The sequence below is a fragment of the Salmonella sp. SAL03688 genome, from assembly GCF_046551895.1.
In the GTDB taxonomy this organism is placed as follows: domain Bacteria; phylum Pseudomonadota; class Gammaproteobacteria; order Enterobacterales; family Enterobacteriaceae; genus Salmonella; species Salmonella enterica.
Map to the genome: position 1 here is coordinate 152,193 of NZ_JBGDVI010000003.1, position 16,590 is coordinate 168,782.

A 16,590-nucleotide genomic window follows, 5' to 3' on the forward strand; every position below is an offset into this window, starting at 1 on the left:
TGGTCGCACCAGCGCGAAAAGCGCCTGAAAATGGTATTTATCTGAAATATATAAGATAATTCTTTAGTGATATCAAACAAAGCACGAAGTACATCAAAAAAAGTCTATATTTCACTTTGCCCGCGCCGCCAAAGTCACTGATAATGCGCCGCGTTCATGTCCTCAAAATGGCGTAACGTCCTATGCTACATTTGTTTGCTGGCCTGGATTTACATACCGGGCTTTTATTATTGCTTGCTCTGGCTTTTGTGCTGTTCTACGAAGCGATTAACGGCTTCCATGACACAGCCAATGCAGTCGCAACCGTGATTTACACCCGTGCGATGCGTTCGCAGCTGGCGGTTGTCATGGCGGCGGTGTTTAACTTTTTTGGCGTTTTGCTGGGGGGTCTCAGCGTGGCGTATGCCATTGTGCATATGCTACCAACGGATCTCCTGCTCAACATGGGTTCCGCGCACGGCCTCGCTATGGTCTTTTCCATGTTGCTGGCGGCGATTATCTGGAACCTCGGCACCTGGTATTTCGGGTTGCCGGCGTCCAGTTCCCACACGCTGATTGGCGCCATTATCGGCATCGGTTTAACCAATGCGATGATGACCGGCACGTCAGTGGTGGATGCGCTTAACATCCCGAAAGTTATCAATATTTTCGGTTCACTCATTATCTCCCCTATTGTCGGTCTGGTATTCGCCGGCGGTCTGATTTTCTTGCTGCGCCGCTACTGGAGCGGTACTAAGAAACGCGCCCGTATCCACCTGACGCCAGCCGAACGTGAAAAGAAAGACGGCAAGAAAAAGCCGCCGTTCTGGACGCGTATCGCGCTGATCCTCTCAGCTATCGGCGTGGCGTTTTCGCATGGCGCGAACGATGGTCAGAAAGGCATTGGCCTGGTCATGCTGGTGCTGATTGGCGTCGCGCCTGCGGGTTTCGTGGTCAATATGAATGCCTCCAGCTACGAAATCACCCGTACGCGCGATGCTATCAACAATGTCGAAACGTACTTTGAGCAGCGTCCTGACCTGCTGAAAGCCGTCACCGGCGTTGACCAACTGATTCCGTCTCCGGAACCGGGCGCGACTGAACCGACTGAATTCCACTGCCATCCGGCTAACACCATTAACGCGCTTAACCGTGCGAAAGGGATGCTGGCAAACGTGGAAAGCTACGACAAGTTAAGCGTTGAACAGCGTAGTCAGTTGCGTCGCATTATGCTGTGCATTTCCGACACGACCGACAAAGTCGTGAAATTGCCTGGCGTAAGCAGTGATGACCAGCGCCTGCTGAAAAAGCTGAAGACCGATATGTTAAGCACCATTGAGTATGCGCCGGTGTGGATCATTATGGCAGTGGCGTTGGCGCTGGGTATTGGTACGATGATCGGCTGGCGTCGCGTGGCGACCACTATCGGCGAGAAAATTGGTAAAAAAGGCATGACGTATGCGCAGGGAATGTCGGCGCAGATGACGGCGGCAGTCTCTATCGGTCTTGCCAGCTACACCGGTATGCCAGTTTCTACCACTCACGTACTCTCCTCTTCAGTGGCGGGAACCATGGTCGTTGATGGCGGCGGGTTGCAGCGTAAAACCGTGACCAGCATTCTGATGGCCTGGGTATTTACGTTACCGGCGGCGATTATTCTTTCCGGCGTGCTGTACTGGCTTTCCCTGAAGATTATTTAAGCCAAATGGGCCGGATAGCGCTGTCGCTAATCCGGCCTGTCAGAATGAAGCAACACAGGCCTGACAGGCCGCTACAAGCGGCGTCATCCGGGAGGCTTATCTAATACGAGCGGGTCAGGAAACTGGCCCGCTTTTTTCATTCAGTGCCAAATCATGAGCGCAATCAAGCTCACCACCACCAAACCGCATAACGCGCTGGTCAGCAGAAACTGGCGGCGCACGCGTTCACAACGGCGAATAAATTCTTCATCATGATGATCGCGATAGCGCTGAGCGTAGATATACCATACCAGGCGCACCTGTTTGTTGGGCTGACCATGCGTGGTAAAGAAGCCGCCGCCATCGACATATTGATAGAGCAAAGGATCGCAACCACGAAGTACCACTAACAGTGCGCGTAGCGATGAGAAATAGCGCGCCATATTAACAATGCAAACGACACATAAAGCCCAGAATAGTGAGACGGTGCTTATCATATCTCCTCCCCGGCGACCCGCCCACGGAGTTCCTCTCCGGGACTACCGCTCCCCGATACCCTGCCAGACAATCAGTGAAAGAGTACTACGAAAGCCGTCATATTAGCGCTCCGCATTCGAACGGCTCTTATACACATTGTAGGAGATCAGTTAATTTTTTTACCAGAAGGTTAATCACTATCAATGCAATTCCCTGAAAATTTTGTTTAACTAACTGGCAAGCAAGGCAGATTGACGGATTATCCTGGTCGCTATAATGTAAGGATAGTTATGGTAAACGGCTGAGCTAGCCCCGCGCATAGAGTTCGCAGGACGCGGGTGACGCGGCGGCATAAGAAACGCCAGTAGCTCAATGGTCATCGACAACTTATGGAAGGAGTAACACTATGGCTTATAAACACATTCTTATCGCAGTTGATCTCTCCCCGGAAAGTAAAGTTCTGGTTGAAAAAGCGGTCTCTATGGCGCGCCCCTACAACGCGAAAATCTCCCTCATCCACGTTGATGTGAATTATTCAGACCTGTACACCGGTCTGATTGACGTCAATCTGGGCGATATGCAGAAACGTATCTCCGAAGAAACCCACCACGCGCTGACCGAGCTGTCTACCAACGCTGGCTACCCTATCACTGAAACCCTGAGCGGTAGCGGCGATTTGGGCCAGGTGCTGGTTGACGCCATCAAGAAATACGATATGGATCTGGTCGTTTGCGGTCATCACCAGGACTTCTGGAGCAAACTGATGTCTTCTGCGCGCCAGCTGATCAACACCGTTCACGTTGACATGCTGATTGTGCCGCTGCGCGACGAAGAAGAGTAATACTTGCCGTACCGGCTGGCGGCTAAGACCGCATCTGGTCTATAGTCAATCAGGTTGGCCTGAACCATCAGGCAAATTCCGGCTATCAACAACAACGCCCGCTTATGTGGGCGTTTTGTTTATCCCCCCTTCTTCGCAGTACTCAGTACATCATTCCATCACACCAAACATAATTAGTGTGATCCACTAATTAGTTTGCGTATCATTTGTATAATAACCTATTGATCAGGCTAATAACCGCAGTCTATATCAGGGTAAGTCTTTTCGGCGCGTTTTGATATACGCGCTCATACGTTTCGGGATGGCATTAAAAGGCGAAGGAATATGAATACAACTGCACCTACGGGCTTGCTGCAGCAACCTCGTCCATTTTTCATGATCTTTTTTGTAGAATTATGGGAACGATTTGGCTATTACGGCGTCCAGGGCATCCTGGCGGTCTTTTTCGTTAAACAATTGGGTTTTTCTCAGGAACAGGCCTTTATTACCTTTGGCGCTTTTGCGGCGCTGGTTTATGGCCTGATCTCCATCGGCGGCTATGTTGGCGACCATCTGTTAGGGACTAAACGCACCCTGGTCCTGGGCGCAATTGTGCTGGCGATTGGCTATTTTATGACCGGCATGTCGCTATTAAATCCCGATCTGATTTTTATCGCACTGGGTACGATTGCCGTGGGCAACGGGTTATTTAAAGCCAATCCCGCCAGCCTGCTCTCTAAATGCTATCAGCCTAAAGATCCCCGGCTGGATGGCGCTTTCACCCTGTTTTATATGTCGATTAACATCGGTTCTTTGTTATCGCTATCGCTGGCGCCGGTGATTGCCGATAAATTTGGCTATGCGGTGACCTATAATCTGTGCGGCGCTGGTTTAATTGTTGCGCTTCTGGTGTACTTCGCCTGCCGTGGCATGGTGAAAAATATCGGTTCTGAACCGGATCATAAACCGCTACGTTTTCGCAATTTGCTGCTGGTACTACTCGGCACCGTCGTCATGATTTTCCTCTGCGCCTGGCTGATGCACAACGTTAAGATTGCCAATCTGGTGCTCATCATCCTTTCTATCGTCGTCACTATTTTCTTCTTTCGCGAAGCGTTTCGTCTGGATAAAACCGGCCGCAATAAAATGTTCGTGGCGTTTATTCTGATGATTGAAGCCGTGCTGTTTTACATTCTGTATGCGCAGATGCCTACCTCGCTGAACTTCTTTGCGATTAATAACGTGCATCATGAAATTCTTGGATTCGCCATTAACCCGGTGAGTTTTCAGGCGCTGAACCCATTCTGGGTGGTCGTGGCCAGTCCGGTACTGGCAGCGATTTACACCCGACTGGGTAGCAAAGGCAAAGATCTGACTATGCCGATGAAGTTTACGCTCGGCATGTTCCTCTGCGCGCTGGGTTTTCTGACCGCCGCCGCCGCCGGGATGTGGTTTGCCGATGCGCAAGGATTGACGTCGCCGTGGTTTATCGTGCTGGTGTATCTGTTCCAGAGTCTGGGCGAGCTGCTGATTAGCGCGCTGGGACTGGCAATGGTCGCCGCTCTGGTGCCGCAGCATCTGATGGGCTTTATTCTGGGAATGTGGTTCCTGACCCAGGCCGCCGCCTTCCTGCTCGGCGGTTATGTGGCGACCTTCACTGCCGTACCGGAAAACATCACCGATCCGTTGCAGACGCTGCCCATTTATACCGGCGTCTTTAGCAAAATTGGTCTGGTAACACTGGCGGTCACCGTGGTGATGGCCATTATGGTGCCGTGGTTAAACCGAATGATTAATACGCCAGGTACCGAACAGTAATACTCAGTGCCGGATGCGGCTTACGCCTTATCCGGCCTACAAATAATTGAGAATCGTAGGCCCGATAAGCGCAACGCCATCGGGCAATCCGTTACTCCGTCAGAGGGGTTCCGGCATAAATATCAAACCGATGCCCTTTGGTAACGATGGCGTTGGGCGTCGCGACATCCGCCAGCGGCGGCGCATAATCGGGACGTTTAACCACCACGCGTTTGGTCGCCAACTGACGCGCCGGCTCCAGCAGTCCGTCGGCGTCGAGATCCGGCCCCACCAACGACTGAAACACCCGCATCTCTTTCTTCACCAGCGCGCTTTTCTGCCGGTGAGGAAACATCGGATCGAGGTAGACCACCTGCGGGCGCGGCGTGATATCGGTTAACGCCGTCAGGCTGGAAGCATGAATCAACTGCAAACGCTCCTGAAGCCAGCCGCCAATATCCGCATCGGCGTAGCCGCGCGTCAGACCGTCATCGAGCAACGCGGCGACCACCGGATTACGCTCCAGCATCCGCACGCGGCAACCGACGGACGCCAGCACAAACGCATCGCGCCCCAGCCCCGCCGTGGCATCGACCACATCCGGCAGATAATCGCCTTTGATACCGACGGCTTTCGCCACCGCTTCGCCGCGCCCGCCGCCAAACTTGCGCCGGTGCGCCATCGCCCCGCCGACAAAATCGACGAAAATGCCGCCGAGTTTCGGTTCGTCGCGCTTGCGCAGCTCCAGATGTTGCGGCGTCATCACCAGCGCCATCGGGTTGTCTTCGTCATGCTCCAGTCCCCAGCGGGCAGCCAGAACAGATAAGGCGCCGTCTGTGGCGCCCGTTTCATCCATTAAGCAGATTTGCACGTAAAATCAGCCTTTAATCCCGTAATGCTCCAGCATCGCGTCCAGTTGTGGTTCACGGCCACGGAAGCGTTTAAAGAGTTCCATCGGCTCTTCAGAACCACCGCGAGTCAGGATGTTATCAAGGAACGACTGACCGGTCTCACGGTTGAAAATGCCTTCCTCCTCAAAGCGGGAATAAGCGTCCGCTGCCAGTACGTCGGCCCACAGATAGCTGTAGTAGCCTGCCGCATAGCCGCCAGCAAAGATATGGCTGAACGCATGTGGGAAGCGGCCCCATGTCGGTGACGGCACCACGGCGACCTGTTTTTTGATTTCAAAGAGCGTCTCAAGAATTTTCGCTCCTTGCTGCGGGTTAAATTCCGCATGCAGACGGAAATCAAACAGACCGAACTCCAGCTGACGCAGAATAAACAGCGCCGCCTGATAGTTTTTCGCCGCCAGCATTTTATCCAGCAGCTCCTTCGGCAACGGTTCGCCGGTCTCATAGTGGCCGGAGATAAACGCCAGCGCTTCCGGCTCCCAGCACCAGTTTTCCATAAACTGGCTTGGCAGTTCGACCGCGTCCCACGGCACGCCGCTGATACCGGAGACCCCGGCGGTCTCAATGCGGGTCAGCATATGATGCAGGCCATGACCAAACTCGTGGAACAGGGTGATCACTTCGTCATGGGTAAACAGAGCGGGTTTACCGTTCACCGGACGGTTGAAATTACAGGTCAGATAAGCGACCGGCTTTTGCAATGTGCCGTCCGCTTTACGCATCTGGCCGACACAGTCGTCCATCCACGCCCCGCCGCGTTTGTGTTCGCGTGCGTACAGGTCAAGGTAGAAGCTGCCGCGCAGCTCGTTATTTTCGTCATACAGTTCAAAGAAACGCACTTCCGGGTGCCAGACATCAACGTCAGTACGCTCTTTGGCGGTGATGCCGTAAATACGTTTCACCACTTCAAACAGGCCATTCACGGCTTTGTCTTCCGGGAAGTACGGACGTAGCTGCTCATCGCTGATGCTGTACAGGTGCTGTTTTTGCTTTTCACTGTAGTACGCGATATCCCACGGTTGCAGCTCCTCAACGCCAAATTCGGCTTTGGCGAAGGCGCGCAGCTGGGCCAACTCTTTCTCCCCCTGCGGGCGGGCGCGTTTCGCCAGATCGGTTAAGAAATCGAGCACCTGCTGCGGATTTTCCGCCATTTTGGTGGCCAGCGATTCATGGGCATAATTTTCGAAGCCCAGCAGTTGCGCCAGTTCATGGCGCAGCGCAAGAATTTCTTCCATCACCGGGCTGTTATCCCACTTACCGGCGTTCGGCCCCTGGTCGGAGGCGCGAGTGGAATAGGCGCGATACATCTCTTCGCGCAACGCCTGGTTGTCGCAGTAGGTCATGACCGGCAGATAGCTCGGGATATCCAGGGTCAGCAGGTAACCTTCCTGCTCTTTGGCTTCCGCCTGGGCTTTAGCGGCGGCGAGCGCGCTTTCCGGCATTCCCGCCAGTTCGGCTTCGTCGGTGATGAGCTTCGTCCAGCCCATGGTGGCATCGAGCACATTATTGCTGTACTGGTTGCCCAGCTCAGACAGGCGAGTGGCGATTTCGCCGTAACGCTGCTGTTTCTCTTTCGGCAGACCGATGCCGGACAGTTCAAAATCACGCAGCGCGTTATCGACCGCTTTCTTCTGCGCGGTATTCAGAGTGGCGTAATGATCGCCGTCGCGCAGGTCGCGGTACGCGTTGTACAGTCCTTCATGTTGCCCAACCCAGGTGCTGTATTCAGACAGCAGCGGCAGCGTCTGTTCGTAGGCTTCACGCAGCTCCGGACTATTTTTCACCGAGTTTAAGTGGCTAATTGGCGAGAAAATACGCCCCAGAACATCGTCGGCTTCCGCCAACGGCTGGCAGAGGTTTTCCCAGCTATACGGCGCGCCATGCGCCACAACGCCTTCTACCGCTGCCCGGCAATCGGCCAACGCTTTGGTGACCGCAGGCACCACATGCTCCGGTTTAATTGCAGAAAAAGGCGGCAGTGAAAAAGACGTTAGTAATGGATTGGTCATATGCGCAGTCCTGGTCTAAAAAAGAAATGAAGCGCTCTATCGCGCTTTCGCTATGGATCTAGAATGGGGGATAGTTGGGGGAATTTCAATGATGGTGGGCGCTCATTTCACCCGTGCAGCAACGCCAGCATCCGAACGTAGGCATTGCTGCTGAATCCAATTTTAACGACTGAAGATCAGTAGCTGTAGCGGCATAGTGACAATATCCAGCGCCAAAGTTACCGGCAGCAACACTCTGCCAAATTTTGCCCCGGACATACTGCGCTGATACTGATAGAACTCAACGGTGAAAGGATGGTAAAACGCTAGCTGCTGAGTAACGCTCTGATCTTTATTTTTCTGATGGATAGTCCCCTTCAGGTCCATGACGGATAGCGTGCAATTTACCGCGCCGTCTGCACAAATAAACCCATAGCCTACCGCCGCCAGTTTATCTTTCTCGTCCACCCAGGCGTAAGTCACATTGACTTCCCCCGTAAACTCCTTCTTATCTGTATCAATCAGGAATTTAACACCATCCTTTACTCGCATTTTATCCCGGCGAATAGTCGCATCTTTTAACAGCGCCACCACATTATCGCCGCCCTGGGTCAACAGGTAGTCAAAATGTTCGCCAACAAACACCCAGCCCGTTTTCCCGTTGCTATCTTTACCTAAGGAAAGCGCGGTAACGGTATCCGATTTCCAGGTAGACTGATGACGATTGCCATCTTTATCGGTGGCAAGTATCAGCCCAAATGAAAGACAGCCCGACAGCGAACAGCAAACCAGTAATAAAAACAGCGTGCGAACGACACATTTTCCATAATGGAACATCAATGAATCCTTTCTTTTCTATTATTAGCGCTATCATTTTAATCAATTAAACAAGGTAAAACCAGCACTATCATCATAATAAAAACGATTTCAGAATAAGACCCGGCAGGGGTAAGTCGGTGGACGCGTCGCGGCATAATTAGCGTTAAATTCAGATAGGCTTTTCATGGGCGTTTTTCTGAAAACAGGGCCGTGGCATCAATCGCTGTCATTTTTGCGCAAACTGCCCATGTATAATATTCTCAACTTTTTCGTTTCTGGAATACAAGGATTGTATATGACCACGTTATTATAGGTTATTGTACTGATATTTATTGTTTTCTTTATTTTCCCTGGGCGAAAAATTTTCCGTCGGAGTAAGCATCTGCAAGATGGCCGTAAATTAATTTCATCTTCTTCGCTGCTGCTGCGAAAATTTGGCAGCTCTCGCGGCTATAACGCGGATTACTACTTTGACATGCAGTACCTCTATGAAGTCTTCGTTGACGTTATTTACGCTCTGACGCCACAGCCTACTTGTTTTTCCTCCTGGCCAACGGCGATAAAAGCGCAAGAGCGGTAATCTCTACGGATCTGCGGTAAACTATCGGCTAACTTGTTTACTTCCCGGAATATCTGCATCCATGCTCAGTTATCGTCACAGCTTTCACGCTGGCAACCACGCCGACGTCCTTAAACATACCGTTCAGAGCCTGATCATCGAGTCGCTAAAAGAGAAAGAAAAACCGTTTCTCTATCTGGACACGCACGCGGGCGCGGGGCGTTATCAGTTGGGCAGCGAACATGCTGAACGTACCGGAGAGTATCTGGAAGGCATCGCCCGTATCTGGCAGCAGGACGATCTGCCCGCCGAACTGGAACCGTATATTAGCGTCGTAAAACATTTCAACCGCAGCGGGCAGTTACGCTACTACCCGGGCTCCCCGTTAATCGCCCGCCAGTTGCTGCGTGAGCAGGACAGTCTGCAACTCACGGAATTGCATCCCAGCGACTTCCCACTGTTGCGCGCGGAGTTTCAAAAAGACAACCGCGCCCGTGTGGAACGCGCTGACGGCTATCAGCAACTGAAAGCCAAATTACCGCCGGTTTCCCGCCGCGGTCTGATCCTCATTGACCCGCCTTATGAAATGAAAACCGACTACCAGGCGGTAGTCAGCGGCATCAGCGAGGGTTATAAACGTTTCGCCACCGGGACATACGCGCTATGGTATCCGGTGGTGCTCCGCCAGCAAATTAAGCGCATGATTCATGATCTGGAGGCCACCGGCATCCGTAAAATCCTGCAAATTGAGCTGGCGATCCGCCCGGACAGCGATCAGCGCGGGATGACGGCGTCCGGTATGATCGTGGTTAACCCGCCGTGGAAACTGGAGCAGCAGATGAACAACGTGCTACCGTGGCTGCACAGCAGGTTGGCGCCAAACGGTCACGGACACACTTCGGTAAGCTGGATCGTGCCGGAGTAATCACAGCCATCGGTGGAACCTTTCACCTTCAGGTATACAATCGCGAATATTTTGGCGGGTAGCGCAGAATCTATCCGTCCGACAACGAACATAAAGGAGCGGTCATGACCAAACACTATGATTACATCGCTATCGGCGGCGGCAGCGGCGGTATCGCCTCGATTAACCGCGCCGCTATGTACGGCCAGAAATGCGCGCTCATCGAAGCCAAAGAGCTGGGCGGCACCTGTGTTAACGTGGGCTGCGTGCCGAAGAAAGTGATGTGGCATGCCGCGCAGATTCGTGAAGCGATTCATCTGTATGGCCCGGACTACGGTTTTGACACCACGATTAATCAGTTCGACTGGAGCAAGCTGATTGCCAGCCGTACCGCGTATATTGACCGCATCCATACTTCATACGACAACGTGCTGGGCAAAAATAACGTGGATGTGATTAAAGGCTTTGCCCGCTTTGTCGATGCCAAAACCATTGAAGTGAACGGCGAAACCATCACCGCCGACCATATTTTGATCGCTACCGGCGGCCGTCCGAGCCATCCGAGCATTCCAGGCGTGGAATACGGCATTGATTCCGACGGTTTCTTTGCGCTGTCGGCCTTGCCGGAGCGCGTCGCGGTGGTAGGCGCAGGTTATATCGCCGTTGAACTGGCTGGCGTTATCAACGCGCTGGGGGCGAAAACGCATCTGTTTGTCCGTAAACATGCGCCGCTGCGCAGTTTTGACCCGATGATTAGCGAAACGCTGGTTGAGGTGATGAACGCCGAAGGCCCGCAACTGCATACTCACGCCGTGCCGAAAGCGGTAGTGAAAAACGCCGACGGCAGTCTGACTCTGGAACTGGAAGATGGCCGCAGTGAAACCGTTGATTGCCTGATCTGGGCCATTGGTCGCGAACCGTCGACCGACAATATTAATCTGGCGGCAGCGGGCGTGAAAACCAATGAAAAAGGTTACATCATCGTTGATAAATGGCAGAACACGAACGTAGAAGGCATTTACGCCGTTGGCGATAACACCGGCGCAGTGGAGTTAACGCCAGTCGCCGTCGCCGCCGGTCGCCGTCTCTCCGAACGCCTGTTTAACAACAAGCCGGACGAGCATCTGGACTACAGCAACATCCCGACCGTGGTCTTTAGCCATCCGCCTATCGGCACCGTCGGGTTAAGCGAGCCGCAGGCGCGCGAGCAGTACGGCGACGAGCAGGTGAAAGTCTATAAATCATCGTTTACCGCTATGTATACCGCGGTGACGACGCACCGCCAGCCGTGCCGTATGAAGCTGGTCTGCGTCGGGCCGGAAGAAAAAATTGTGGGTATCCACGGTATCGGCTTCGGCATGGATGAAATGTTGCAGGGCTTCGCGGTAGCGCTGAAGATGGGCGCTACCAAGAAAGACTTCGATAATACCGTCGCCATTCACCCGACCGCATCGGAAGAGTTTGTGACCATGCGTTAATATCTTGTACGCCCATCTTCAAGGGTGGGCGCACAAGCCTGCATGATTAATACGTACTGAAATAACTCTGGATCAGTTCCGGATTACGCGTCTGAGTTAATGCCGTCATCAGCAACACTCGCGCCTTCGCCGGGTTGAGCGAGTCAGACACCAGTCCAGGCTGCCCTTGCGCCATCGGCGCTGATTGCCGACGCGGGCCGCATTGCAGCGGTAAACACCACCGGTTTGTCGCTTTTCACGGTCAAATTAAGAGCCTATCCCAGTAGGCGTTATTGGCGCAGCCAGTTTGGACACGGACAGCGCGCAAAAACCGGAGCGTACACGTAGTACGTGAGGATTTTGAGCACTGCCCAGGACCAAAATGGCAAGTAAAATAGCCCTAATGGGATAGGCTCTAAGAAAGTAGGCGGTTTCATCGAGCGTGTCAGTGCCATGAGTAATAACCACACCGTCAACATCGTCCCGCGCCAATAACGCATTCACCTTCTGTGAAAGTTTCAGGATGATATCGCTGGTCATATTTTCGCTACCAATATTCGCCACCTGCTCGCCGTCAACGCGAGCGATATTATTCATTTCCGGCACGGCATTTATTAATGTTTGCACGCCAAGTTCACCAGATTTATATCCGGCGGTTTGCGTATTATTGGCTGCCGTCCCGGCGATAGTACCGCCTGTCGCGAGAATAACAATATGCGGTAGTGACGTTGTGCTAAATACACAGTGGCTGATGAGCAGCAACACGGTGGCCATGAAAACTCTAATTTTCATTTTCTTCCTCTGAATTAAAAATAATAAGTGACGTGTGCTATAAAAAATTTAATAACAATCAGGCCAGAACCATTTTTCCTATTAACAGCCCGACAATGACCGAGACAATCACGTTAACTAATCCCGGACGCATAAAACTATGGTTAAGCACATATTTGCCAATACGCGTCGTACCGGTATCGTCAAACGCCAGCGCCGCCAGACACTGCCCTGCCACCGGAATAAAGAAATAGCCGTTAACGGCAGGCCAGGAGCCGATTAACGCATAAGCGGGCAACCCTAACGCCAGCCCCAGCGGCAACAGAATTAACGTCGTTGCCGCCTGGCTGCTGACCATAGCGGACACGAAAAACATCATAATGGCGATAAGCCAGGTATGCTGTTGCAATAGAGTTTGCACTTCTGCCTTAATCAACGCGATATGACCATTCACGAACGTCTCACTCATCCAGGCCAGGCCGAAGGCGCAGACAATCGCCAGCGCGCCTGCCCGAAATACCGTACCGCTGATAATTTGATCGACCTGCGGCCGGCATAACAACACAATCAGGCAGGCAAAAGAGAGCATCGTAATCTGGATAGCGGCGGACATCGAAAGCGGTTGTAGCCCTTTCGCTGTCTCCACCATGGGCCGCAGCGCCGGAATCAGTCCTAACAGAACGATAACGATCGCGCTGGTCAGAAATAACGCCACCGACAATTTGGCGCGCGAAGTGACCACCGTATTTTTACTTTCTTTCTGCGCAGGTTTAATTAACCCTTCAGCAAGCCGACGTTGATATTCCGGATCGTCTTTTAACTCTTTTCCTTTATTAAAGGTCGCTATTGCCCCCATCGCTACGCCGATTAACGTGGCGGGCACGCAAATCATCATAATGGTTGAAATAGAGACGCCCAACGGCGCCATTAAACCAATCATCGCCGCCATGGCGGCAGATATAGGACTGGCGGTGATCGCCTGTTGCGATGCGATAACGGAAATAGATAAAGGACGTTCCGGTCGAATACCAGAATCCCGTGCGACTTCAGAAATAACCGGTAACAAGCTATAAACGACATGCCCCGTTCCTGACATAAAAGTGAAGATATAACAGATAAACGGCGCTAATAACGTAATGTAACGCGGGTGGCGACGCAGAATTTTTTCCGCCAGTTTGACCAGTAAATCCAGCCCGCCGGAGGCCTGTAAAGAAGCGGCCGCCAGGACAACAGAAAGAATAATCAGAATAACATCAATCGGTGGCGTAGAAGGCGTCAGGCCAAAAATAAAAACCATCACGCCGACGCCTAACCCGCCGACCATCCCTAAAAATACGCCGCCGATCCTGGCGCCTATCATCAGGGCCACCAGGATAAAACATAATTCCGTCCAAAACATACTTCCTCCTGGGTTATCTGGAGTGAGTGTCGCTTTACATTGAGGGACGTAACCTATTGTGCAAACGGTTTACCAAAACCAAATGCGCCGTAATGAGATAACACCTGCGCCGCCGATTTCCCGCCCTGCCGCATGGCGCGTAACACGCTTTCTTTATCGGGTTCCGCCATACCCGATTGCAAAATGGAAAGCAAAAAACCGGTTAAGAAGGCGTCGCCTGCGCCCAGCGTATCGACAGGTTCGATATAAGCAGGTTGCCACTCCAGATAATCCGCGCCGGAAAAATAATAAACTTTTTCATGCCCGCAGGTGGCAATAATATGCCGACAGCCATAACGATAAAGTTTATTGAGTTTTATTTTGATTTCATCTGGCGATAACCCGCTACAGGAGACAAATCCATAATCTACCCACGGGCATACCTTTTCAAAATAGTCGTCTGTACCGCGCCCGGAAAAATCAAAAGAGAGTAAGACGGTTTGTTGTTTAATTTTCTCCAGTTCCGATTCCAGGTGGCCGTTAATACTGGAATGGACTAAGGTAAATTGTGATATATAGCGAAGATCGTCGTCAGACAGACTAAAAGGATGTTCCCGCAATACGCCGTTTTTGTTGCTGGCGACAAATTGTCGATCACCATGCGAGAGACGGATACAGGCATACCCATTTTCGCCGGTATAATGGCGGCTGTGAGAGATGTCTATCTGTAGCTGGTGTAATACATTCTGTACGTGCTGCGCGGCGTCGTCATTGCCAAACGCCCCCATAAACGCGCTGGGGATGTCTGCTAATTTCGCATAGACAGCAAAATTTAATGCATTACCGCCGGGGTACATGATGCCGGAATGCAGGTATTTATCGACAACGTTGTCGCCAATACCCAATACGCTGATGCTCATCATTATTCCTTGTTTGTCTTTACAATAAAAAGCGTCCCTGCTTTTTTATCCATCCTGATGTAATTAATATTCCACTTTCCACATATAGCGGCGCGTCGTTAACGGATGCTGACGCTCCTCAGCTAACGCCCGATTGTAAACGGGATAAACGTTATTAAAGAGAGAGTGGTTAAAGTAATCAATAACCGTGGTTTTAATGGTCGATAGCCCCAGCTCTTTCGCATCGACAACTTCAATCCGGCGGCCATATTTTTTCAGGAAGTTTAACGCGCGTTCATCCACCGTCCGCGTATTGCCCTCGGAAAACTGGAAGAAGAAAGGCGTATTCGCATCGGTAATTTCAAACGGCCCGTGGAAAAACTCACCGCTATGAATACAGGCGGAATGTATCCATTGCATTTCCATAAAGATACAGATGCTCTGTAGGTAGGCTGCGCCATAGCCCGCGCCGCTGGCGACGGTGTAAATGACTTTATCGTCTTTATATTCCTGCGCGAACGCCTGCGCACGCTCCGCAACCTGCTCGCAAGCGCGCCAGACGATACGGTTGATTTTGCTGACGCCATCCTGAAAATCGTCGTAGTGCGCATACCCTTCCGTCTGCTGGAGCAGTTCGACCGCACTCAGCAGGCCTTTCATCGTTTTCTCTCCGGCAATATCTTTACCGTCGCCAAACGTGTACGTTTCCACATAGTCGCAATGCGCCACCAACGGTGAATCCATTATCCAGGTTAAACCAATGACCGGCGCGCCGTGCTGACGGGCGATTTCAGCCGCTTTAATTGTCTCTGGCGTATTACCTTTGTGAGAGGCGACAACCACAACGGCATTTTCTCCCAGCGCTACCGGCGGGTTGTTAATAAATTCTCCGCTGTTATACAGACCGACAGTCAACGCTTTCGCTTCTTTTTCTAAAAATGCTTTCGCCGGATAGAACGCCGCATAAGAACCGCCGCACGCCACATAATAGACGTGTTTAATGCCTCCTTTCTCTGCCTGGCTGGTCACAATATTGCTAACTGTCTCTTTCATACCCATCATGCTTTCCTCTGGTTCCATCAATGATACAGGCGAGGATTCGCCATAAATGACTCATAATGTATTATTATTTTTATATGACATTTAAAGACATTTTATCAAGATGGAAACCAAAAAAAATCGGGATCCGCGATCTGGATCCCGATTCAGCCTGCTCTTCGTTAGCGTAATGCTGACATCATACGGTAAACCGTATTTTATCGCCGACAATCAACTGTTGCGAAACGCAGGAGAGTTCTCCTTTGTTATCAATCATTTCACTTTTTATCAGGATCAGCGGATAACCCTCGTTGACGCCAAGATAATGGGCGACTTCAAAGCTGGCATAAACCAGTTCGATCATCTTACGGGAGTGGGTAAACCATAAGTGGTGTTTCTCGCGTAAGCATTCATACAAAGAGTGATTATTAAGATCTTCGTCCAGCAAAAACGCAAAACGTGGGGGAAGATGTACGGTTTCCAGCGATACCGCCACATCGTCGGCATAGCGGATACGTTCAATGACGACCGCTTTTTCGCCATCGTTCATATTCAGTAACGCTTTTGTCTCATCGTCTACCGATTCAAAAACGGATTTGATAGTGCGTGACCCCGGGCGACGTCCCTGGGACTGGCATAACTCGCTGAAACTCATGATGCCGGTCATACTGCGCTGAAATTTCTCACCAGAGACAAAGGTGCCTTTGCCGGAGACACGGGTCAGCAAATTTTCACGCGTCAGCGCATCCAACGCCTTACGGACCGTGACCCTGCTCACCTGCCAGCGCGCGCTCAGTTCATTTTCCGTCGGGATCTGCTGGCCTGGTTTATACTCTCCACGCGCAATGGCCTCTTTTAAGGCGGCTTCAAGCTGCTTATAAAGCGGTTTGGCGCTTTTACTGTCGGGTTGCTCGATCATTTGTATCCATTTGTATTATCATGATGCCATAGCTTGTATTATAACTATTTACGTTACCTTTGCTTGTGAATCCACGCCATGCGACGACGTAGTGATACCGCTATGAAACGAATGTTCTGATTTTAGGTCTGGGGCGGGCGTCATGAAAATAGGATTTTCGCAATACTATTCAGTAAGTTATGAAGTGTTTTTCTT

At 51.6% G+C, this 16,590-nt stretch carries 13 protein-coding genes and 3 pseudogenes; 5 read left to right on the forward strand and 11 right to left on the reverse strand.

Going from position 1 to position 16,590, the window contains the following annotated elements; translation table 11 throughout:
* The first annotated feature begins 182 nt into the window (after positions 1-182).
* Positions 183-1,679 carry an inorganic phosphate transporter PitA gene (gene pitA, locus ACLJR2_RS04190; protein WP_000902764.1) on the forward strand — a complete coding sequence of 499 codons (1,497 nt, stop codon included), beginning with the start codon at positions 183-185 and terminating at the stop codon, positions 1,677-1,679.
* A gap of 140 nt (positions 1,680-1,819) precedes the next feature.
* Here the strand turns inward: pitA and uspB are convergent, their stop codons facing one another.
* Positions 1,820-2,155, reverse strand: a complete 336-nt coding sequence (uspB, locus tag ACLJR2_RS04195; protein ID WP_000626193.1) for a universal stress protein UspB — start codon at positions 2,153-2,155, stop codon at positions 1,820-1,822.
* Between the two features lie 386 nt (positions 2,156-2,541).
* Between uspB and uspA the strand changes: the two genes are divergently transcribed.
* Both uspA and dtpB read left to right on the forward strand, forming a co-directional pair.
* A complete protein-coding gene (gene uspA, locus ACLJR2_RS04200) occupies positions 2,542-2,976 on the forward strand; it encodes a universal stress protein UspA (protein ID WP_000323565.1) in 435 nt (144 codons plus the stop codon).
* Between the two features lie 324 nt (positions 2,977-3,300).
* On the forward strand, positions 3,301-4,773 hold the full coding sequence (gene dtpB / locus ACLJR2_RS04205) for a dipeptide/tripeptide permease DtpB (RefSeq protein WP_001098270.1): 1,473 nt from the start codon (positions 3,301-3,303) through the stop codon (positions 4,771-4,773).
* A gap of 91 nt (positions 4,774-4,864) precedes the next feature.
* On the opposite strand, the gene rsmJ is transcribed toward dtpB, so the two are convergent.
* The 3 genes from rsmJ to ACLJR2_RS04220 form a co-directional block, all read right to left on the reverse strand.
* A complete protein-coding gene (gene rsmJ, locus ACLJR2_RS04210) occupies positions 4,865-5,623 on the reverse strand; it encodes a 16S rRNA (guanine(1516)-N(2))-methyltransferase RsmJ (protein WP_001165134.1) in 759 nt (252 codons plus the stop codon).
* Positions 5,624-5,629: 6 nt separating this feature from the next.
* Positions 5,630-7,672 carry an oligopeptidase A gene (gene prlC, locus ACLJR2_RS04215; protein WP_000184176.1) on the reverse strand — a complete coding sequence of 681 codons (2,043 nt, stop codon included), beginning with the start codon at positions 7,670-7,672 and terminating at the stop codon, positions 5,630-5,632.
* Positions 7,673-7,834: 162 nt separating this feature from the next.
* The gene (locus tag ACLJR2_RS04220; protein WP_000469190.1) at positions 7,835-8,488 is read right to left on the reverse strand and encodes a hypothetical protein; all 654 of its coding nucleotides are present in this window, start codon (positions 8,486-8,488) and stop codon (positions 7,835-7,837) included.
* Between the two features lie 623 nt (positions 8,489-9,111).
* Between ACLJR2_RS04220 and ACLJR2_RS04225 the strand changes: the two genes are divergently transcribed.
* Positions 9,112-9,954, forward strand: coding sequence for a 23S rRNA (adenine(2030)-N(6))-methyltransferase RlmJ (locus ACLJR2_RS04225; RefSeq protein ID WP_000954233.1), 843 nt, complete (start codon positions 9,112-9,114; stop codon positions 9,952-9,954).
* Positions 9,955-10,058: 104 nt separating this feature from the next.
* Complete coding sequence (gene gorA, locus ACLJR2_RS04230) at positions 10,059-11,411, forward strand: glutathione-disulfide reductase (RefSeq protein WP_000160780.1); 1,353 nt, start codon at positions 10,059-10,061, stop codon at positions 11,409-11,411.
* 46 nt (positions 11,412-11,457) lie between these two features.
* Here the strand turns inward: gorA and ACLJR2_RS04235 are convergent.
* From ACLJR2_RS04235 to ACLJR2_RS04265, 7 genes and pseudogenes are all read right to left on the reverse strand, one after another.
* Positions 11,458-11,589, reverse strand: a pseudogene (locus ACLJR2_RS04235) (L-asparaginase); the annotation flags it as partial.
* Positions 11,582-11,662: pseudogene (locus ACLJR2_RS04240) on the reverse strand (asparaginase domain-containing protein); the annotation flags it as partial. The pseudogenes ACLJR2_RS04240 and ACLJR2_RS04235, both read right to left, overlap by 8 nt.
* Positions 11,663-11,810: 148 nt before the next feature.
* A pseudogene (gene fraE / locus ACLJR2_RS04245) lies at positions 11,811-12,182 on the reverse strand (fructose-asparagine asparaginase); the annotation flags it as partial.
* A 58-nt stretch (positions 12,183-12,240) separates the two neighbouring features.
* Positions 12,241-13,560, reverse strand: coding sequence for an anaerobic C4-dicarboxylate transporter family protein (locus ACLJR2_RS04250; RefSeq protein WP_000498935.1), 1,320 nt, complete (start codon positions 13,558-13,560; stop codon positions 12,241-12,243).
* 53 nt (positions 13,561-13,613) lie between these two features.
* Complete coding sequence (fraD, locus tag ACLJR2_RS04255; RefSeq protein WP_000028438.1) at positions 13,614-14,459, reverse strand: fructose-aspartate kinase; 846 nt, start codon at positions 14,457-14,459, stop codon at positions 13,614-13,616.
* 63 nt (positions 14,460-14,522) lie between these two features.
* A complete protein-coding gene (fraB, locus tag ACLJR2_RS04260) occupies positions 14,523-15,500 on the reverse strand; it encodes a 6-phosphofructose-aspartate deglycase (RefSeq protein ID WP_015633161.1) in 978 nt (325 codons plus the stop codon).
* A gap of 175 nt (positions 15,501-15,675) precedes the next feature.
* The gene (locus tag ACLJR2_RS04265; protein WP_000572565.1) at positions 15,676-16,395 is read right to left on the reverse strand and encodes a GntR family transcriptional regulator; all 720 of its coding nucleotides are present in this window, start codon (positions 16,393-16,395) and stop codon (positions 15,676-15,678) included.
* Positions 16,396-16,590 lie beyond the last annotated feature (195 nt).